At 40.7% G+C, this 19,836-nt stretch carries 18 protein-coding genes; all 18 read right to left on the bottom strand.

Features of this window, described 5'->3' with window-relative positions; all coding sequences use genetic code 11:
- Positions 1-89: 89 nt before the first annotated feature.
- The 18 genes from tig to ACGLYD_RS05460 all read right to left on the bottom strand — a co-directional run bounded on the left by tig (position 90) and on the right by ACGLYD_RS05460 (position 19,817).
- Positions 90-1,376, bottom strand: a complete 1,287-nt coding sequence (gene tig, locus ACGLYD_RS05545; protein ID WP_067208055.1) for a trigger factor — start codon at positions 1,374-1,376, stop codon at positions 90-92.
- Between the two features lie 113 nt (positions 1,377-1,489).
- A complete protein-coding gene (locus ACGLYD_RS05540) occupies positions 1,490-2,461 on the bottom strand; it encodes a tetratricopeptide repeat protein (RefSeq protein ID WP_067208052.1) in 972 nt (323 codons plus the stop codon).
- Positions 2,462-2,785: 324 nt separating this feature from the next.
- Positions 2,786-3,052, bottom strand: a complete 267-nt coding sequence (locus ACGLYD_RS05535) for a phosphocarrier protein HPr (protein ID WP_304627122.1) — start codon at positions 3,050-3,052, stop codon at positions 2,786-2,788.
- A 37-nt stretch (positions 3,053-3,089) separates the two neighbouring features.
- Entirely contained in the window at positions 3,090-3,812 is a 723-nt protein-coding gene (locus tag ACGLYD_RS05530) for a sugar isomerase domain-containing protein (protein WP_187047444.1), read from the bottom strand.
- Between the two features lie 4 nt (positions 3,813-3,816).
- Positions 3,817-4,539, bottom strand: coding sequence for a GntR family transcriptional regulator (locus ACGLYD_RS05525; protein WP_067208044.1), 723 nt, complete (start codon positions 4,537-4,539; stop codon positions 3,817-3,819).
- A 14-nt stretch (positions 4,540-4,553) separates the two neighbouring features.
- Positions 4,554-5,282 carry a glucosamine-6-phosphate deaminase gene (gene nagB, locus ACGLYD_RS05520; RefSeq protein WP_067208041.1) on the bottom strand — a complete coding sequence of 243 codons (729 nt, stop codon included), beginning with the start codon at positions 5,280-5,282 and terminating at the stop codon, positions 4,554-4,556.
- Positions 5,279-6,448, bottom strand: a complete 1,170-nt coding sequence (gene nagA / locus ACGLYD_RS05515; protein ID WP_399631785.1) for an N-acetylglucosamine-6-phosphate deacetylase — start codon at positions 6,446-6,448, stop codon at positions 5,279-5,281. Before nagA ends, nagB begins: the two co-directional genes overlap by 4 nt.
- A gap of 904 nt (positions 6,449-7,352) precedes the next feature.
- A complete protein-coding gene (locus ACGLYD_RS05510; protein WP_187047443.1) occupies positions 7,353-8,681 on the bottom strand; it encodes an MATE family efflux transporter in 1,329 nt (442 codons plus the stop codon).
- Between the two features lie 115 nt (positions 8,682-8,796).
- A complete protein-coding gene (locus ACGLYD_RS05505; RefSeq protein WP_067208035.1) occupies positions 8,797-9,351 on the bottom strand; it encodes a TetR/AcrR family transcriptional regulator in 555 nt (184 codons plus the stop codon).
- 123 nt (positions 9,352-9,474) lie between these two features.
- Complete coding sequence (locus ACGLYD_RS05500) at positions 9,475-9,924, bottom strand: GNAT family N-acetyltransferase (protein ID WP_399633120.1); 450 nt, start codon at positions 9,922-9,924, stop codon at positions 9,475-9,477.
- Between the two features lie 1,325 nt (positions 9,925-11,249).
- Positions 11,250-12,443, bottom strand: coding sequence for a chromate efflux transporter (chrA, locus tag ACGLYD_RS05495; RefSeq protein WP_067208029.1), 1,194 nt, complete (start codon positions 12,441-12,443; stop codon positions 11,250-11,252).
- 390 nt (positions 12,444-12,833) lie between these two features.
- On the bottom strand, positions 12,834-13,163 hold the full coding sequence (locus ACGLYD_RS05490; RefSeq protein ID WP_399631780.1) for a YolD-like family protein: 330 nt from the start codon (positions 13,161-13,163) through the stop codon (positions 12,834-12,836).
- Positions 13,164-13,173: 10 nt separating this feature from the next.
- The gene (locus tag ACGLYD_RS05485) at positions 13,174-14,433 is read right to left on the bottom strand and encodes a DNA polymerase thumb domain-containing protein (RefSeq protein WP_399631777.1); all 1,260 of its coding nucleotides are present in this window, start codon (positions 14,431-14,433) and stop codon (positions 13,174-13,176) included.
- On the bottom strand, positions 14,430-14,651 hold the full coding sequence (locus tag ACGLYD_RS05480) for a transcriptional regulator (protein ID WP_399631774.1): 222 nt from the start codon (positions 14,649-14,651) through the stop codon (positions 14,430-14,432). The genes ACGLYD_RS05485 and ACGLYD_RS05480 overlap by 4 nt, the downstream gene beginning before the upstream one ends.
- A 115-nt stretch (positions 14,652-14,766) precedes the next feature.
- A complete protein-coding gene (gene xylF / locus ACGLYD_RS05475; protein WP_187047438.1) occupies positions 14,767-15,837 on the bottom strand; it encodes a D-xylose ABC transporter substrate-binding protein in 1,071 nt (356 codons plus the stop codon).
- 14 nt (positions 15,838-15,851) lie between these two features.
- Positions 15,852-17,399, bottom strand: coding sequence for a response regulator (locus ACGLYD_RS05470; RefSeq protein WP_399633118.1), 1,548 nt, complete (start codon positions 17,397-17,399; stop codon positions 15,852-15,854).
- A complete protein-coding gene (locus ACGLYD_RS05465; RefSeq protein ID WP_340741891.1) occupies positions 17,377-18,840 on the bottom strand; it encodes a histidine kinase in 1,464 nt (487 codons plus the stop codon). Before ACGLYD_RS05465 ends, ACGLYD_RS05470 begins: the two co-directional genes overlap by 23 nt.
- Positions 18,837-19,817 (bottom strand): substrate-binding domain-containing protein, encoded by a 981-nt coding sequence (locus ACGLYD_RS05460; RefSeq protein ID WP_340741890.1) that lies wholly within the window; start codon positions 19,815-19,817, stop codon positions 18,837-18,839. Before ACGLYD_RS05460 ends, ACGLYD_RS05465 begins: the two co-directional genes overlap by 4 nt.
- Positions 19,818-19,836: the final 19 nt, after the last annotated feature.

The following is a 19,836-nucleotide window of genomic DNA, read 5'->3' as shown; positions in this document are numbered from 1 at the left end:
AGAATTCTTCCCTATTCAAGAAGGTAATTCTATGTCTTTCTATGAAAAACAAGGTACGGTCTTCCGTACCTTGTCCTTATTTCACTTTATTATTCAGTAATCTTTGCATTTTCAACAAGGAATTCAACTGTTTTATTGAAACGAAGGTCATTTTCAAGAACAGAAGTTCCACCAAGTGTTGTTTTAATTTGCTCAACATCCATACCGAATTGCGCGGACATTTTTTCAAGTTCTGCGTTAATATCAGCTTCTTCAACTACGATGTTTTCAGCTTTACCAATCGCTTCAAGTACAAGTGAAACGCGAACACGGTTTTGTGCATCGTCTTTCATTTGTGAACGAAGTGCTTCTTCATCTTGTCCAGAGAACTGGAAGTAAAGCTCAAGGTTCATACCTTGTGATTGAAGACGTTGTCCGAACTCTTCCATCATACGTTCAATTTCAGAATTGATCATTACTTCAGGAATTTCGACTTCCATATTTCTCGCAGCCGCTTCGACAAGATCGTCGCGAAGTGCTACTTCAGATGCCGATTTCTTCTCTTCCAAAGTAGTTTCTTTCAGCTTCGTACGTAATGCTTCAAGACTTTCTACTTCTTCATCAATTTCTTTTGCAAGTTCGTCATCAAGTGCTGGAACTTCTTTTGACTTGATTTCATGAATTTTCACTTTGAAAATCGCTGGTTTACCAGCAAGTTCTGCTGCATGGTATTCTTCAGGGAAATTCACTTCGACGTCTTTTTCTTCGTCTTGTTTCATGCCAACCAATTGTTCTTCGAATCCAGGGATAAATGAACCTGAACCGATTTCAAGGTCGTACCCTTCAGATTTTCCGCCGTCGAAAACTTCTCCATCAACAGAACCTTCGAAATCGATTTTCACTGTGTCGCCATTTTCAACTGCGCCATCTTCTTTAATAGCTAATTCAGCGAATTTTTGTTGACGATCTTTCAGTTGCTCTTCGATTTCTTCGTCAGTAACTGTTGTTTCCTGACGTGTTACTTCAAGGCCTTTATAATCGCCAAGTTTCACTTCTGGTTTCAATGTAACAACCGCTTTGAAAATAAGGTCTTTTCCTTTTTCCATTTGCTCGATGTCAATTTCAGGACGATCGATTGGTTCAACGCCTGCTTCGTCAAGAGCATTTGAATATGCTTCTGGAAGGATGAAATCAAGTGCTTCATTGTAAAGTGATTCTACGCCATACATTTTTTCAAACATTTGACGTGGCATTTTCCCTTTACGGAATCCTGGTGCTTGTATTGTTTTCACAACTTTCTTGAATGCTTTATCAAGACCTACCGTTACTGCTTCTGCAGGTACTTCTACTGTTAGAATCCCTGTGTTCCCTTCTTGCTTTTCCCATTTAACTGACATAATTAAATACCTCCGAATCGTTTTGGCCAATATCTTTTGTTCCGTATATACTCCATTGACAACCATTTCAGTATATCATAGTCTCTTCATCTTTCAACAGATTTCACACTTTGTTAAAGGTCCGAATCGTTGTCAATCTGTTGAATAAGTAAGTTCAGTGCTGTCTCGGGTAACTGCTCACCTGAAAACAGACTTTCTATGTAGTTTACATAGGCTGTTGCGACTTCTTCTGCTTGATGAGTCCCCCAGCCGAAAGGGAAAGCAGTAATTGCAAATTTCTCAATGAGACCTTGAGCCATTTCTAATCTAGATGGATCCTGCAGTAACCGACGATCCACTTCTTCAAGAACTTGTTTCGTTAAATCATCTTGCCCAGGTAATGTCATAGCTGCTGGAACAATACGCTTCTCCCAGCCGAATTTCCGCACTGTAAGTTCATCAGAGTGCCCTGTCTGATGCAGTAGCGTTAATGCGAACGTAATTGCTAATGGTGCCACATCGTCCCGCGCTACAATTATCGCAAGTAAAGGGACTAAATCAGTTAAATCACTACCTTCAAGTGAAGCCAGTGCATACTGTTGTGCCAAAGCATCCATCTTCATGAATTCGTCTAGTGTGAATAATTCCATTCGATAGCTGGGCTCGTCCTGTGCATAGCGGTCAGACAAACGACCATTCAATTCCCGCAGATAATTGAATTTGTTCAGCATATCAGGCGGAACGATTCCTTCATCAATTAGCGCATCAATTGTCATTTCAACTTCATCGTACTCCTGCAGTTGAATGCTAATTGTCAAATACAGCTCCATTGCATCGACGTAATCGGCGGTTCCGCTATGAAGGAGCCTTGCTGCAATTTCTTTTGCACGTTGAAAGTCTTTTGTCTCATAAAGGGCAACCGCGTATGGTCCCAGAAATTCCGGATTGTCAGGTTCATATACAATAGCTTGGTCAAATGCTTCCACCGCTAACTCATAGTTCTCCTGTTCGACGGCTACATGGCCATTTTCAACAAGCTTTTCAAATGTTCCTGGAAAGACGATAACATTTTCTTTTTTCCTGAGTCTTCCGTATTTCTTTCTCAATACGCACACCTTCTTTCATCATTTCCCACTATATCACAGCGATTTCTGTTTTAACATTGATAATTGGTCAATTAGGTAAAAAAAGTCGATGAGCTATCCCGTAAAACAGTAAAGCGTCACCCGACTAGAGCTCGGTGACGCTTTCACAAGGACTTGAAACATCTTTGTTTTATATTTGACGAAATAAATAATCCCATTGACTTCGCTTCGGCTACCCCTTGTAAGGCGCCTTCGCTTAGTTTATATAGTTTTTAGTAGTTCAATATATAGATGCATTCAAAACGCTAAAAGCATGCAAAAGTGGAATGCCTTAAATCGTTGAAATCACTCACCGATTCCTTCTGATTTTATTACTTCATCCACTTTAGCCATTAATGCTTCTTCATCCTCACCATCAGCGATGATTTTAATGTCTGCCCCAGCTGAAATTCCCAGTGACATAACACCCATAATCGATTTCAAGTTCACCGTCTTTTCCATGTATGCAAGTTTCACATCTGACGTAAATGGTGTCACCGCTGATACTAATACGGATGATGGACGGGCGTGAAGTCCCTCGTTGCTAGTAACTTTGTAATTTTTCTCAATCATTTTAAACTCTCCCTTTTAATAGATTAGTCGAATCAAGTTAAAACTTAATTCGCTTGCTATAAGTAGCAATCATTTGCTCATTATGTGCTGAGCTTCCATCCAAATTTGCGCTTTTAAATATTGGAGGTTCTATACCACTTTCAATCATCATACCAATCACACGACTGAATGTCGCATGAAGAAGCATATTCCCAATGACGCCAGAAGCCGGTGCATAAGGTGTTCCCTCCGATAGCAGAAGCCCATCCCCAACCGTTACATGCGTATTCAAAACAGCTTCAGTAACATCTTCAAGTCTATTTCCTGAATGGTGTTTAGATGGCTGTTCAGACGCGTTGTAGTAAAGAGACTGGAGAGAAACAACATAAGCCCCGGACTCTTTTGCAATATACGCCACATCTATTGGTACCACATTTCGTCCAGAAGTTGAAATAATAATGACTACATCTTCAGAACGAATGTCTAGCTGACCCGCAAATGTTTGGGTAAATTCAGGGTCTTTTTCATTCGTAGATGCCTGTGAAGCCCCATTATGAAGCATCAAAGTCTCGACAATAATTGGTCGTACTGGTACTAAACCGCCCGCACGGAAAAACGGCTCCTCCGCTATTAAGTGAGAATGACCTGAGCCGAATAACTGAACAATACCACCACGCGAAAGGCGTTTCATTATCTCTGCTGCAATCTTTTCAACAGATTGCTGTTCTTCTTGAATAACTTTTTTCATCAATGATTCGATTTCCTTGAAATACGCATTCATTCAATCATCTCCGAATCTCGCTGATAAATTTATAACGATCTGCCCGATATGTACTTCGAACAATTTCAATCGGAACATCGTTCGTTAAATAACTGATTCGTTCTATCAACAAAACTGCTGAAGGCATAAAAATTTGAAGGAACTCTGCATCTTCCTTTTTCACTAACACAGCTTCCATGCGTTGCGAGGCATGGCTAATTATTAGCCGTTTATCCTTCTCTATAAACGAATACAGTGATCCTTCTATGTCATTCAATTCAAGATTTGGGACGAGCTTAACAGGAAGATATGACCTTTCGATCGCCATCGGTTTGTCGTCCGCATACCTAATTCGCTTAACGACGAATACTTCTTCATCTTTAGCCAACTGTAACTCATGCATAATATCTATTTCAGGTATCATTTTCTCAAAACTAATAAGTTTGTTACTAGGTTTCATCCCACGTGACAGCATATCTTCCGTAAAGCTTGTAAGACCACTAAGAGGCTGTTCAATCTTGGGTGTCGCCACATATGTTCCGCGCCCCTTTTCACGATAAAGGAGCCCCTCATTTACTAGATTCGTTATGGATTGGCGGACAGTCATGCGACTTACGTCAAACGTATCCGTCAGTTCACGTTCGGAAGGGATTGCCTCTCCAATTACAAAATCCCCTTGCAGAATTTGATTTTTCAAATAGTCCTCGATTTGGACGTACATGGGTATCGGTGACTGTTTATCTAGCATAATACTCACTTCCCTTATGATTTAACCAGTTCATATGCATCCCTATCAACAATAAGTGTAACATTATCGTGATTCCATAAAATTGATGCTGGAAAACTTTCAGTCACATCTTTATTTAATAATGTTCTCACAGCTTCTGCTTTATCTTTTCCGGATGCCAGTAAAATAATTTCCTTACTTTTTAATATCGATTTGATGCCCGTTGTAATCGCATGTGTTGGAACTTCATCAATGGAAGTAAAGAAGCGTGCGTTACTTTCTCGGGTAGATGCAACAAGTTCAACGACATGTGTCAGACTGTTTGAATCCGTTCCCGGTTCGTTAAAGCCGATATGCCCATTTCTTCCTATCCCCAATACCTGCAGATCAATCGGCCCTACGCTATCAATTACTTGTTCATAACGCAGACATTCTTCTGCTGAATCAGATGTCCCATCCGGAATATACGTATTTCCAATTACAATGTCAATCTTATCAAATAAGTTTTCAGTCATAAATGTGCGGTAACTTTCCGGATGCCCTTTATCTAGACCTAGGTATTCATCTAGATTAATCGTGCACACATTTTTATACGATATCCCACGTAATTTAACACCTTCAACTAATCGTTCATAAAGCCCTAGTGGCGTTGATCCTGTTGCAAGTCCAAGCACCGAGTGATCATTTCCAAGAATTTGTGCTTCTACCAATTGTGCGGCCTTTACGCTTACTTCATCATAATTAGCACATATGACTACCTTCATCCCATTACCTCCTTTGTATAAGCAATTTCCCCCCTACAAATAGTCATCTGGACATTCCACTCCCCATCGATGATGGTAAGATCCGCATCTATTCCAGGCTCAATCCTGCCTTTATTGGATAGGCCAAGTTGTTCGGCAGCATTTGTTGAGGTCATTGCAACTAATTCAGCTAATGAACAATTTGTAATAGCCTTCATATTCTGCGCCGCTTGTTCCATCGTTAATATGCTTCCTGCAAGCGTTCCATCGCGAAGCCGCGCATCTTTGTGTGATACTTCTACACCTTGGCCTCCTAAATCATAAATGCCAGGTGGAAGCCCTTTCGCACGCATTGCATCCGTAATAAGAATAATTCGATTGGAAGTCTTTTGACGATAAGCGAGTTCAACCGATTTCGGATGACTATGAATGCAATCGACGATAATTTCAACGAGAAGTGAATCCTCTAAAAAAGCAGCTCCAACAACCCCTGGTTCTCTATGATGTAACGGACTCATTTGGTTGTATAAATGAGTCACATGAGTAGCACCCTCCTCAACCGCATTACGAACGATATCCGATGTTGCATCCGTATGTCCAATAGATGCAATCACACCACTCGTCGTTACCTTTTCAATGAAAGCAAGACCGTTTTCCACCTCAGGAGCAACAGTTACAATTTTAATGCGGTTACCACTCAGCTCTTGCCATTGTTCAAAAAGGGCAAAAGACGGTGTTGTAATATGCTCAACCGGTTGTGCACCCGCTCGTATAGCTGAAATAAAAGGCCCTTCCAAATGAACCCCCAACATTTCAGCTTGCCTTTCATCCGCATTGAATAAACCCGCATTGCGTAACGCCCCTGCTATCGCTTCATCCGACTGCGTCATTGTTGTTGCTAAAAAACTCGTCGTCCCTTCACGGGGAAGCGCGCTCGCCAAACCATTTAATGCTTCCGGCGTCGCATCCATTACATCAAAGCCTGAAGAACCGTGAATGTGAATGTCAATAAAACCAGGCACAACAATCCAATCCTTACCCGCCGCATCGATTCGTATATCTGCAACTTTATTTATAGAAGTAGCGATTTCTATAATTTCGCCATTTTCTATATAAATGTCTCCCGATATACCATCCTTTGTTGCATTGGCAATTGTAATATTTGAAATCAACAATGTCTTCATCAAATTCCTCATCCCTTTTGAATATCCTGTATAAATAGAAATAAATCCCATTCAAATCCGCCGCTTACAGCGCCTTCGCTGGTTTATATAGGTATTATTTGTTCAACATGTCTAGTATTCTTAATTTTCACTATACACTCAATCGGTATAGTTGTCTATACCAGTTTATAATCTAATAAAATAAATTATATGTACTCACTAGAAAAAATAACCCTAAAGAAATTGTTCTTCTTACAACAAAAAAGTAGTACAGACCAATCACTTAGTCTGCACTACTTTTTTCATATTTATCCCCCAATACCTTCTAGATATGTTAAACAAATGAATATGGCGTATGCGCTTTACAAGGGATTTTAGGAGGCCACTGAAAAATCCCTAGTAATTGGAATGAATTAGTATTACCACTAATACCGCTTCGACGCTTTGTGGATGCCTCCCGCGATAAGCCAGAAAGGAAACCACTTGGGAGGGATTGAACTGCATCCCTCCTTAGTCTTATCGCTTCGGCTACCACGAAGACGCGCCTGCGCTGGATGGTCTATGTGAGAAAGAGCATTTCATTAGCTGTGATGAAAACTGCAATCTGGAATGTGTCTTTCTTGAATAGAATTAGTAGCAAAAAATAAACACATTATAATCTTGGCATATACATCTCAAAATCATATTTCTCTCGATAATGAACACCCTAGCGCAGGCGCGGCAAAGGGGTCGCCGAAGCCGTAAGACTGGATGCGAAGCGCTAATCCAGGCTTAGGGTGAGAGGCATCCCCAAAGCGCCAAGCGTTCTACAATCCACACCCCGAATTACACATCTCTTATTATTGAGCGCCACGGCAGATTCAATAGGATTCTTTAATTCAACATATATAGGTTATTTCTCTTACAACATTCCTTATAAAGTCACATCTCAATTGTTCCATTTTTTGTGGTAATAATAAATTGTCATCAGAACGATGAATTCCGATATTGGTATAGCGAGCCAGACACCTGTTAATCCAAATAGCCGTGGCATGATGGCGAGCAAGATTAGCAAAACAACAATTTCCCTTGCTGCAGTAATCCACGTTGCCATTCGGATCTGTCCGATGGATTGATAATACGTCATCATGACAAAGTTTGTGCCCATAAAAAGATAGGCGATAAAGAACAGTTTAATACCCGGAACCGCAATTTTCATTACTTCTTCTGGAAAATCGCCGAACAAACTTGCAATTGGAGCGGCTGCAAATTGGCCGACAAGCAGAAAGAAGATGCCGGCCCCGAGTGCTGTCCCAATAGCCATACGAACAGTCTTTTTCATCTTGATTTCGCTACCTGCCCCACGGTAATAGCTAATCAGCGGTTGAATCGCCGCACCCATACCTAAAAATAACAGCAACATAACACTGTGAACATAATTCAATATCGTAAATGCAGACACGCCTGCGGTTCCAGCGAGGTATTCAAACGTAATATTATGCGAGATTGTAAAGACCGAAAATCCAACTTCCGCAAGAAAACTCGGAAATCCAATCACTAATATTAATAGAAAAAGCTTTCGATTGAACTTAAAGCGAACAAAACGCAAATTACTTTTCTTTCTGAAAAAATGCGTGCTCAATATGACAAGCCCCACAAATGCACCAATGACCGTTGCCGCTGCAGCACCCTCTACACCATAATCAAGTATGAATAAAAACACATAATTCAATCCGATATTGACGACTGCCGTAGCAACAAGTGCAATCATTGATAAGTTCGGTCCACCGTCATTTCGCACCAAAATACTGAATGCATTTTCAACAGTGAAGATGAATCCAAATAGCAACATGACCTTCATATAACCTGCAGTGTACTGAAATGTGTCGGCATTCGCGCCCAATAAATACGCAAGTTCCGTCCTAAAAACAAAGGCAGTAAGCCCGACAATCAGCGTTAAAATAAATATAGAGACAATGGCATGTGAAAAAATAACACGCGCCTTATCAGGTCGTTTAGCTCCCATCATTGCGGAATAACGGGTCGCTGCACCAATTCCAATCCACAGTGACATCGCGACAAAAACCGTATAAACTGGCGCTGCAATCCCTACCCCGGCAAGAGCGACTGGGCCTAAGCGATTGCCTACCATAATTCCGTCGATCACAATATTGACAGCCATCAGTAGCATCCCAACCATCGACGGGATTAAATACCTCAAAAAAGATTTCCCAACAGATTCCGTATCTAAGCGATTTACTACTTGTTCCTTTTTCATTACCAATTCAATTCCTTATCTTTTGTCGTTCCATAAAACACGGAAACGATTTTAGTTTTTATAGTTTCGTCAGTCAAAAAAATAGACTGGCAGTTAAAATGCCAGTAAGCTCACCTTATTTTTCCTTCACCATACCTGTCAATAACACATCCACAATCGCCCCGTACGCTTCCGTAACTGAAATACTATGTTCTAAAAAAAATTGTCGGTCGAGCGTTGCATTCGAAGCTTCAATAATCAATTTCATCAGCAGATCGATATTTCGATCCACAATAATACCTGTTCGGATCCCTTCTTCAAGAAGACCCTTTAAATCATCCCACTGATGCAACTCACGGTTCACCCGTTCCCACTGTACAGGGTAAGTCCGTTTTAATTGGTTCAGAATCCGGAGATCGTAAAACTCATTGTATTTTGGCATGACGACAATCGCCTTACGGATTTTTTCTAACAGCGTAAGTTCTGGATTGTCAATTATACGCCGTGTTTGTTCATCGAACTCAACGAGCGTCATATCTATAATTGAGTCAAGGATATCTACCTTAGATGAAAAATTTTCATATAACGTCCGCTTGCTAATTCCAAGACGCTTTGCCAAATCATCCATCGTGAACTTAATGCCATTATTTCGCGTTTCTTCAATAAATGCATTTCTGATTCTTGTTTTCAATTTTCGACCTCCCCAGAAACTAATAATCCGTTTGTAGTTTTACCAGTTTCATTATACAACCTCTGTGAGATGAATGTCTACAGAGTTAAGTAGGTCAAGTTCTAAACGATAAACCAAAAAACATTATAAACTTTTCACCATTAGCTTTTCATTATTACTATCCACTTCACCATTGAACTTAAAGCCAAATTTCTGATACAAGTGAAGTGCTCCTTGATTATCGGCAATGATGCTTAAATAGATTTCATTGCAACTATATTCTTGTTCTAACCGTTGAATTAATGCGCTTAACATAATGCTTCCTAATCCAAGACCTTGATATTTAGAATCGATTAAAAACCGATCCAGCCACACTCGTCCATTTATTCCTTCATCAGGAAAAAATCCATACATAGCAAAACCAACTAAATTCTTTTCCCAATAAAGCCCTACTGGTTGAAAGTTGCTGCATACCTTTGCCTCATCTAAACATTGTTGCGGCGTTTCAATAAAAGACTGTTGTTCTTCATTAATACGCAGTCTTAGAATATCGTTTATATTGTCTTTTGTAACTTCATTTATAATTACTGTCATCATTTTTCCTTTCATATTTAAAGACTAGATTTATATAAGAATATACAACTAATAATGGCCGTCTAACACTTTAACATCTATATATGTTGAACAAATGAATACGGCGTATACGCTTTACATGGGCATTTGGAAGGCCACTGAAAAAGTCCCAATACTTAGAACTAATTAGAATTCCCCCAATACCGCTTGGACGCTTTGTGGATGCCTCCCGCGATAAGCCAGAAAGAAGACCGCTTTCAGTCTTATCGCTCCGGCTACCACGAAGTCGCGCCTTCGCTGGATGGTCTATGTGAGAAAGAGCATTTCATTATCTGCGATGAAATCTGCAACCTGAAGTGTGTCTTTCTTGAATAGAATTAGTAGCAAAAATAATCACCTTACAATCTCGGCATATACATCTCAAAATCACATTTCTCTCGATAATGAACAACCTAGCGCAGGCGTGGCAAAGGCATCCCCAAAGCACCAAGCGTTCTACTATCCACACCCCGAATTAAGAGGGCACTGAAAAAGTTCTTTTTTATAGTAAGAACTAGTTGATTGTAGTGAAGAGCGGCGACTCCAGCGGGAACAGCGCGAGCTGAAGACCCCGCAGGAAGAGCCGTTACGAAGAACGGCTCTTGCGAGCAAAAGCGCTAGCGTTGGGAGCACGGGGCAAGAATGCCTTAATTTCTGCAAAGAACGCAGAAATACGGCAAATCGAACCCTCTGCTGTTCGATTGGCTGAAGCCGTGCCCGCGGAAAGCGTCCGCTCGGAACGGAAATCAACGGGATTGAAGGATATCGTACTTTTTCAGTGCCCCCCGAATTACAACTCTCTCCTTATTGAGCGCCATAGTAGATTCAATGGGATTCTTTAATTCAACGTATATAGTATTCTGTATTGCCTGTCACAGCATTATTAACGATTCGATCTCTTCTAATGCTCACATTCATTATCTTAGCAATATAGCTTTCGTCGAAATAAAAATTCCATTGAACTCGAGGTGGCGCCTTCATTCAGTTTATTTAGGTATTCATGTGTTCAACATATATACAACCTTTTTCACACTCTAAATTCATAACTGATGCAAATGTAGGAGATAAATCTTCTTCCCTAATTTTTAATATGCTCGATTCCTTCTTTAAATGCATTTAAATTTCTTGTTTTCAACTTCAACTATCGAGAAAACTAAAAAACCCATTTTAGTTTTCTTGGTTTTATTGTACACCATCTGTGTGATGAATGTCTATCGAGTTAGATTGAAATGATAAAATGACAATAATAGTAGAAATAAAATAAACGTCACACCTGAGGAAAAACCCCATGCGTGACGTTATTTATTTCATAATAGTGTCAGTAATGAACCACCGATAGCTCCTGTAACTACAATAATCCAAGGTGGAAGCTTCCAAAAGGCAAGCATACTAAACAATAGGGCAGCTAAAGCAAAATCAATAGGCGCTAAAATGGAACTCGTCCAAATAGGAAAATAAAAAGCGGCTATTAATATCCCTATAACTGCTGCATTTACGCCCATGATGGCTCCTTTAATTTTAGGATTGCTTCGTAAACTATCCCAAAAAGGGAGTGCACCGAGAATAAGCAGGAATGCAGGTAGGAATACTGCAAACGTAGCTACTAAACCACCTTGCCAGCCCTTCATTACCGTTCCTAAATAAGCTGCAAATGTAAATAAAGGGCCTGGTACTGCTTGTGTAGCACCATAACCAGCTAAGAATGATTCTTCGCTTATCCATCCAGTTGGTACAAATTCCTGTTCTAGTAAAGGTAAGACGACATGACCGCCACCAAAAACTAAAGCACCTGACCGATAAAAACTATCGAACATAGCTACCCAGTAGGATCCAGTTACTTCCCTGATTACGGGTAACAAAAAGAGTAACCCGAAAAATAGCAGTAAACAGATCACTGAAACACTCTTAGCGATTGGAAATTGCGAACTCACTTCATCATTTTCTTTGTGTTGCTTGAACAGAATGAACCCCAAAAATGCAGCGATTACAATGACGCCTACTTGAGCAAAAGCTGTTTGCAAAAAAAGAGTACCTATTAGTGCGAATAGAGCAATGGATTTCCTTGTTAAATCCGGTGTCAAATTTTTAGCCATTCCGATAATAGCATGCGCAACTACCGCCACTGCTACAATTTTCAAGCCATGTATCCATCCAGCATTTCCGACGTCACCCCCTGTGAGCAACAAGGCAAATAAAATAAGTGCAATAACTGAAGGCATTGTGAACCCAATGAAGGATATAATTCCACCCAAAACGCCCGCCCGCATAACACCTATACCAATACCTACTTGACTACTAGCTGGGCCAGGTAAGAACTGAGCTAAAGCAACTAAATCTGCATAGCTTTTTTCATCCATCCATTTTCTTCTTCGTACATATTCTTCATGAAAATACCCCAAATGAGCTGTTGGCCCACCAAAGGAGGTCAATCCAAGTCGTGTTGAAACTAAAAATAGTTCCAAAAGTGATTTTAATCCCCTATTTGATTTAGCTTTTTTCATATTGACTCCTCTTAATACTTTATCTTCTATGCCACTATTCCCTTAATATCGATATTGTTTTGCAACAAGACAAATATACCATTTCAAATAATACATTCAAGATGTAATCAAGAAGCTTTACATACTCTTAACATGTTTTCACGATTAATGTCCGCTATTTTCTTTTCCTGCGATTAACACCATCCAGATACGACACGATACCGACCACTGAAAAGGACGGACTTTCTTGTTTGAATTAGTCCGGAATGCCTCTTACTGTTTATTGGTCGATAAAGTTAACCATTTCAACTCTCAAAAAACCATTATACCCCATTAATTAACCTCCAAAATAAATAGTATCCCTTAACATAGGGATACTATTATCAGTTTTAAATTGGCGTTATTGTCTCTCTACTCCATGCTTTGCACATTTGTGATAGCAGCTACCCGTATTATTTCTGTACCGAGCGGATTCTTTAATTCAATGCACAGCTTCCTCAAATCGATGTCTTCAACTATCCCGTGATGTTGAATAATCCGTCCACTATCCCAGGTTTTAATTAGCGTTTCACATTGCCTCTTATACGCTAATTCAAGCTCTTCTTGAATCGATTGAAGATCCCACTCGTTTAGTTCCGGTCTTTCAGTGTAATTATCCTGATCCATCCATTTTCGTAACTCCCTTACATGCTCCGACAGCATCATCGCTGTCCATTTAATATTTCCTCGGTCCCTAATCATAGTACAACTCCTATCCCTGATGACCGCCAACTAATGTAGATCTCTTAATAGATGTTCCTGCATTTGTGAGTGACACCGCCCTTAATATAGCGGTATCCCCATAACGAGTACGAATAGTATCCATTGTTGTACCTAGCTTCCGTACTTGCCACTTTTTCGTGTCAAATAAACTTAATTGCATTGAACGCTCATCTTCTAACTTCGTAATCGAAACGGTGACCTGCCGCACGGCTTGATTGCCATGATTTTCATTCAACAATTCTTTGCAAACGTTATAAATTTTCATTGTGTCGTTTGTGGCTTCCACAATAGTACGAGAACGACGAAATCCACCTCCAAAAGCATTTTTACTATATCCGATACCGAGCGATATAGTGCGTCCGGCCTTGTATTCTTCCCTTACTCTTCTGGCGATATCCTCGCACATCTCTAACAAGACCACGTTTACTTCTTCCCGCAAATTATAATCTCGCATAAGTATTTGACTCTTCCCATAGCTAACCTGGCCTTCAAGAATTGGTGCACCCATCTTGGAGAGGTCTATTCCCCACGCATGATGGAATAACTGATTGCCCATTACTCCAAACTTTTTTTCAAGCCTTTGTAAATCGGCATTGGCCAAATCACCAACTGAAAATATCCCCATATTGTTTAAATTTTTTTCCGTTTGACGACCAATCCCCCACATTTCACTTAATGGAGAAATTGGCCATAATTTCCCCGCTACATCCTCAAAGGTCCATTTCGCAAAGCCTGTATCCTTTGCCTCTAGATCTAGTGCAAGCTTTGCCATTAACATATTCGGTCCCATGCCGACAGTTGAAGGTAAGCCTAGCGTCGCAACTATTTCCTGTTGAATAACTTTAACAGTTTGCACTGGGTCGCCCCACAACTTTTCGGTTCCAGTTAGATCAATAAAGCTTTCATCTACACTGTAGACATGAATCGCTTCAGCCGGAACGTATTTATGAAGTAGGCATGTAATAGCCATCGACATTTCTAGAAAATAACTCATTTTTGGATTGAATAGCCTAATGTCAGGATGTTGTGGAATTTCGTACAAACGAGAACCTGTTTTAACGCGAAATCTTTTTTTCATTGGAGGCGATGCCGCGAGCACAACAGACCCTTTTCTTTCAAGATTCCCAACGACCGCAATCGGCACCTTTTGTACATCTAAGCTATACAACGAAGCCATACAACTAGCATAAAAACTCACCATATCAATACAGGCGATGTGCCGATTTGGAAACTTACCGTAGTCAATCATACAACAATCCGCTCTCTTGGAGTAACGGGAACGAGTGCAAGGATAGTGTCGATTTTAAATATACGATCGGATTTTCGTGAATAGCAATTGGCCCTAAATGAGACATCACCTACTTGTAGTATTTTAATGCTTCGCTTGCCTATCGCATCGTCTTTCGCCGCGGATATCATATCTGAGACGTGATTCCATTCCATTGATTTAATTAACTCAACACGCACACTCGTTCCCTCCTCTTTTAGTCATCATATAGAATGCACGTTCGTATTGCAATGAAAAATAAACACTTAGCAAGAGTTACCAAAAATGGTCTCTCGCTAAGTGTTGGCACCCGATTTACTTCGATGTTACTTGATACACATCTTTAAATGAATGAAATCCATCGAAAATCACCGTACTATCTAGGTTGTGTTCATTTACAGCGATTGGTGTTAGTAGCACGGAAGGAACTTCGATCTTCCCATTATTAACTTTCTGTTCAGCAGATACTTTCTCACCTTTTGCCATCGCAACCGCTAATTTCGCCATTTCCTGTGTAAGCATCTTGATTGGCTTATAGACTGTCATCGTTTGTGTTCCAGTAACAATTCGCTGCACTCCTGCCAAATCCGCATCCTGTCCGGCAACTGGTACTTGACCTGCTAGTCCAACAGCCGCGAGTGCTTGAATAACACCACCTGCCGTGGCATCATTCGCAGCAATTACCGCATCAATCTGCTTGTTCGTTGTCCGAAGAGCTTCTTCCATATTGGCTTGTGCATTCACTGGAGTCCAATCCTTCGTCCACTGATCATAGACAATCTTAATATCACCTCGTTCAATATAGGGACGCAGCACATTGAACACACCTTTTTTCAATAAATGTGCATTGTTATCGGTAATCGCACCACCAATAAAGACGTAATTCCCCTTCGGTACGAGAGCAGTGATGGCTTTCGCCTGCATTTCGCCCACTTGTTCATTATCAAAAGAAACATATAGATCGAGATCTGCATTTTTGACGAGTCTATCATAGGCAATTACTTGGATATCTGCAAGATGCGCCTTGTGAACAATCGCGGCTGTTGCCTCAGCATTATGTGGGACAATTACCAAAAGGTCGATCCCGCTTTGAATGAGCGCCTCTGCCTGTGAAATCTGAAGCGCATCATCTCCATTCGCAGCGACAATCTCGATTTCTGCTCCTAGTGCTTCAACGGCTTCTTTAAACAAATCACGGTCTCTCAGCCATCGTTCTTCAAGTAGTGTGTCCATCGAAAATCCAATACGGATTGGACTGTCGATTGCACTAAAAGGTATCGTTTCTTCTAACTCAACGGTCTCCAATGTCTGCTTTGGTATAGCTATACAAGTAACTAGTATCAAAATCATTCCCAAAAGCCATACGATAATAGCCTTTCGTTTCATCTACTTGCCCCCTATCAGACTTCAACTTTTTTACTCAATAACGTTTTTCGGTACTCCTTCGGGGACACTCCGCACATTTTCTTGAACACCTTGCTGAAATAATTTGGCTCATGATAACCAACCTCAAACGTAATTTCTTTTAGGCTTCGCTCTGGATCATTCAATAGCTTCTTTGCTTTTTCAATTCGGCACTCCGTCAGAAAATCGATGTAGTTAATGCCCAACTTCTCTTTGAACATTTTACTAATATAAATCGGGCTTAAATCGACTTTTTGCGCGAGAATGTTCAGTGAAATGTCTTTATGTGAATGCTCACTGATAAATTGTTTAATTTGATGTATCTTATCAGCCTCTACTCGTTCGTAATGTGCCTCATAGGCAGCATTCATCCGTTCGAGTAGCAGGAGCGTCTCCGTACGCAATTGTCGGTAGTCCTGTGCTTGAAACGAAAAAAATGGGGCATTCGCTTCCATTCCCATTTCATCCATCACTCTGTTCGCAATCCAAAGCAACTCAAGCATTCGCTGTTGCGTGTAAATTAGGGAATTCCCCTCATTCTCATGCTGTTGTATCAAATCCAATATCCCGGAGCGAATGGACACCCAGTCCCCTAAACGAATTTGGTCAAAAAAGTCTTTCTGCTGCTGCTTGATAACCTGATTATCTGTCTCTAAACTGAGCACTGGAGCGTCAGCATAAAACCGACTCTTGACCGCTAGCGTTGTATCCATAGTCGCAATAAGCGCTTCTTGGTACGACTGACGAATCTCGTCTAATGGTTCGCAAACCTGACCAATCCCAATAAACCAGTCTAAGCTCATTTGTTCCTTAGCCAACGATAAAATCGCTTTGGCTAATGTCATTGCTTGCGAACGAAAGGATTTCACTGGATCACGAAACACAATGATGGGCAGCTGCCGTCCATATAACGCACCTACCCAAGCATTTCCCGCTTCACGCACCTTTTCCTTAATCCTCACATAATAGTGTTCTGCTCCCTCTGGCAACAACACTACTACTACAAACTTTTCATGAGTAGAGCGAATATCTAGCATCTCGACGAGCATATCGATATGAACTTCATGAACATGATCAAATAATAGCTGTGTCACGATATCTGTTTCCACTAATGTCAACGCCTTTTGCCACTTTTCATGCTGCATTTGGCTCGTAGCCTCTGCAATACGTTCTAGCCTGCATTCCTCTAATACTCTCCCTACCGTTGCAACAATCTCACTTGCTCTACTGGGTTTCAGTAAGTAATCCTTCACACCGAGCTTGAGTGCTTGTCTCGCATAATCGAACATATCAAAGGCCGTCACCATAACAAATTTGATAGTAGAATGCTTATCTTGAATCTTTTCTAAGGCTTCAAGTCCTGTCATACCAGGCATCTTAATATCCATTAAGACCAAATCTGGTTGAATTGTATCTGCTAATTCTATTGCTACTTCCCCATTTCTTGCTTGGTAAATGGAAAGTTCAGGGAACGCTTTTTGTAAGATTGCCTGCATCCCTTCTCGCTCAATCGGTTCATCATCAACGATTAGAAGCTTCATCATCATTTCCCTCTTCCCTGGCCCTTGGAATTTGTATGACCACCTTTGTCCCCCGACCTTCTCTACTTTCAATCGTGACCAAATCCTCTATTCCATAGAATAAATGCAATCTTTTCACCACATTTTGAAAGCCTATTCCTGTAGAATGTCCTTCGATTGGTATAATGTGCCCCTTCAGCAACTGCTCCACTTTCTTTGGGGACATCCCTTGCCCACTATCCTCGATTTCAATGATGACCCATGGACCATCATTCTTAATCCTAAACCAAATAACGCCTCCATCCTGCTCCGGCTCAATAGCATGAATTACCGCATTTTCAATGATGGGTTGAAGGGTTAGTCCCGGAATTTTTACATCTAAGCAAGATTCGTTGATGTCAGATTTAAATTGTAAGCGATCCGTAAAACGAGCCTTTTGGATTTCCATATACTGATTCAAAACGACTACTTCTTCATACACCGTCACAGAGCGGTCAATCCGCTTCAAATTATAACGTAGCAAGCCGGCTACACTGACTATAAGATCGCTCGTCTCCTCCGCACCATCTAAATACGCCTTTTTCGACAATGTGTTCAATGTGTTGAATAAAAAATGTGGATTTATCTGGTTCTGCAAGCTTCTAAATTGACTCTCCTTCAATAACAACTTACTTTGCTGAAGCTCATGCTCGAGCTGTGCCTTTTGTTGAATTTCTACTATTAAATCATTAATGTTTACACGCATCTCATCAAAGGTCTTTGCTAAAAAGGCTATCTCATCATTAGACTTCACTTCAATCTGTTGATTAAAACTACCTTGAGACAATGCGTTAGCGGCCTTCGTGAGCTGATGAATCGGCCGCGTAATACTAAGTGAAAACCAGTAGATAGCCAAAAGTAACACAGCAGTAATCAATAGCAACAGCCAGATTCCTAGCTTTTTCAACTCCTCCGATTGCTTGATAATACCTCGATAAAACCGGTTAGAGGTCTTCAGCTCTCGGTCTAAAATCGTTAAGGTCATTTCAGATATGTACATAGAAATACGGTTTGCTTCATTAAATTCGTTCGTCGACCCTTCCATTTCTTGCTCCTCTGAAAACATAATGGAGCGATTCGTCGTCTCAATAAGACTATCGATTAAATGAATATAGTTGGTTATTGAAAATGCATTTTCCACATTCCGCAACTCCGCTACATCCTGTTGTACCTCCTCAATAACGGCTACGCTTTTCTCTATCTGTTGCTTATGATTAGCTGTTGGGTCAAGTAAATAGTTATTTAAGTTGGTAATTATTTGCTGACTTGCTGTTGTTACTTCATTCATCCGCAAATAGCGTTGTAAAATATCATTGGATTTTTCCTGAGTTTTCTGATTATAAGATGTAAGCGTCAACCAAATAATTCCCATTATCAGCAACACAACGGAAACAAGTATCCAAATCTTTTTTTGAATCGTCATCATAGTTCTTCACCTTCCGCGTCAACCATGCGCGTTTCAGTGAGGTAACCATTTGAATCGAGCGGGACGGTCTCGCCAGAAATCCACTCCATCAACCGCTTCACACTCTCGCTGCCCATCGCTTCTGGCTTTTGCTCTAAAATTCCATCGATCTTGCCTTGCTCTAAGAGGGCAGTTAATCCAACGCCGTCATCGAAGGTATAAATATAATACGGCTCTACTTGAGTACGTCTTCCGATCTCTTGAATCATTGGACCTGTATAATTTGCATTGATGGCTATAAATGCAGTGACTCGCGGTACTTCATTCATCAGCTGTTGCGTCGTTGTCATTACTTGTTCCTTTGCATCTGCCGTTCCTTTAACAATCATTTCGATGTCTGGATAGCCACCCAATACATTCTGGATACCAGCTAAACGTTCTTTTTGATAATATGCTTGCTCTTGATCACCAAGTATAATCACTTCTCCTGTGGTGCCCATTTCTTTTATCAATTGACGAGCAACCATTTGTCCTGCCCCAAATTGATCTGAACCAACATATGTTTTTCGCAAGCTCTCTTCCACTGGTACATCATTAGCGATGGTAATGATAGGAATCCCATAAAAAGCCGCCTTAACCTTTGTCAGTTCTTTAAATTCTTCATTATCTAGCCCCTGAACGATAATACCATTCACCTTAGAATGAATCGCAATCTCCATTGTCTTCAAAAAATCATCTTGGTTATTTCCATAGCTTCCCCACACTTCAAGCTGAACATTTTCTTCTTGTGCCTGCTTCAATGCCCCTTGACCGACCTTATTCCAAAATGGAGTATCAAGCTCTTGGGTAATGAGCACGAGACGAATAGATTCCGGGGAAATGGGGAGGTTAGCTGGCCTATCACTAGTTAAACGATACGCTTTAGTTGCGGATACAATAGTCAAATAGCTAAAAATCATAATGAGTGCGACAAGTATTAAAACAACCTTTTTCCGCATATCCCTTCCCCTTTCCTAA

Origin of the sequence: Sporosarcina sp. SG10008 (assembly GCF_044569405.1) — a bacterium.
In the GTDB taxonomy this organism is placed as follows: Bacteria; Bacillota; Bacilli; order Bacillales_A; family Planococcaceae; genus Sporosarcina; species Sporosarcina psychrophila.
This window is presented reverse-complemented; position numbering and strand designations above follow the sequence as displayed.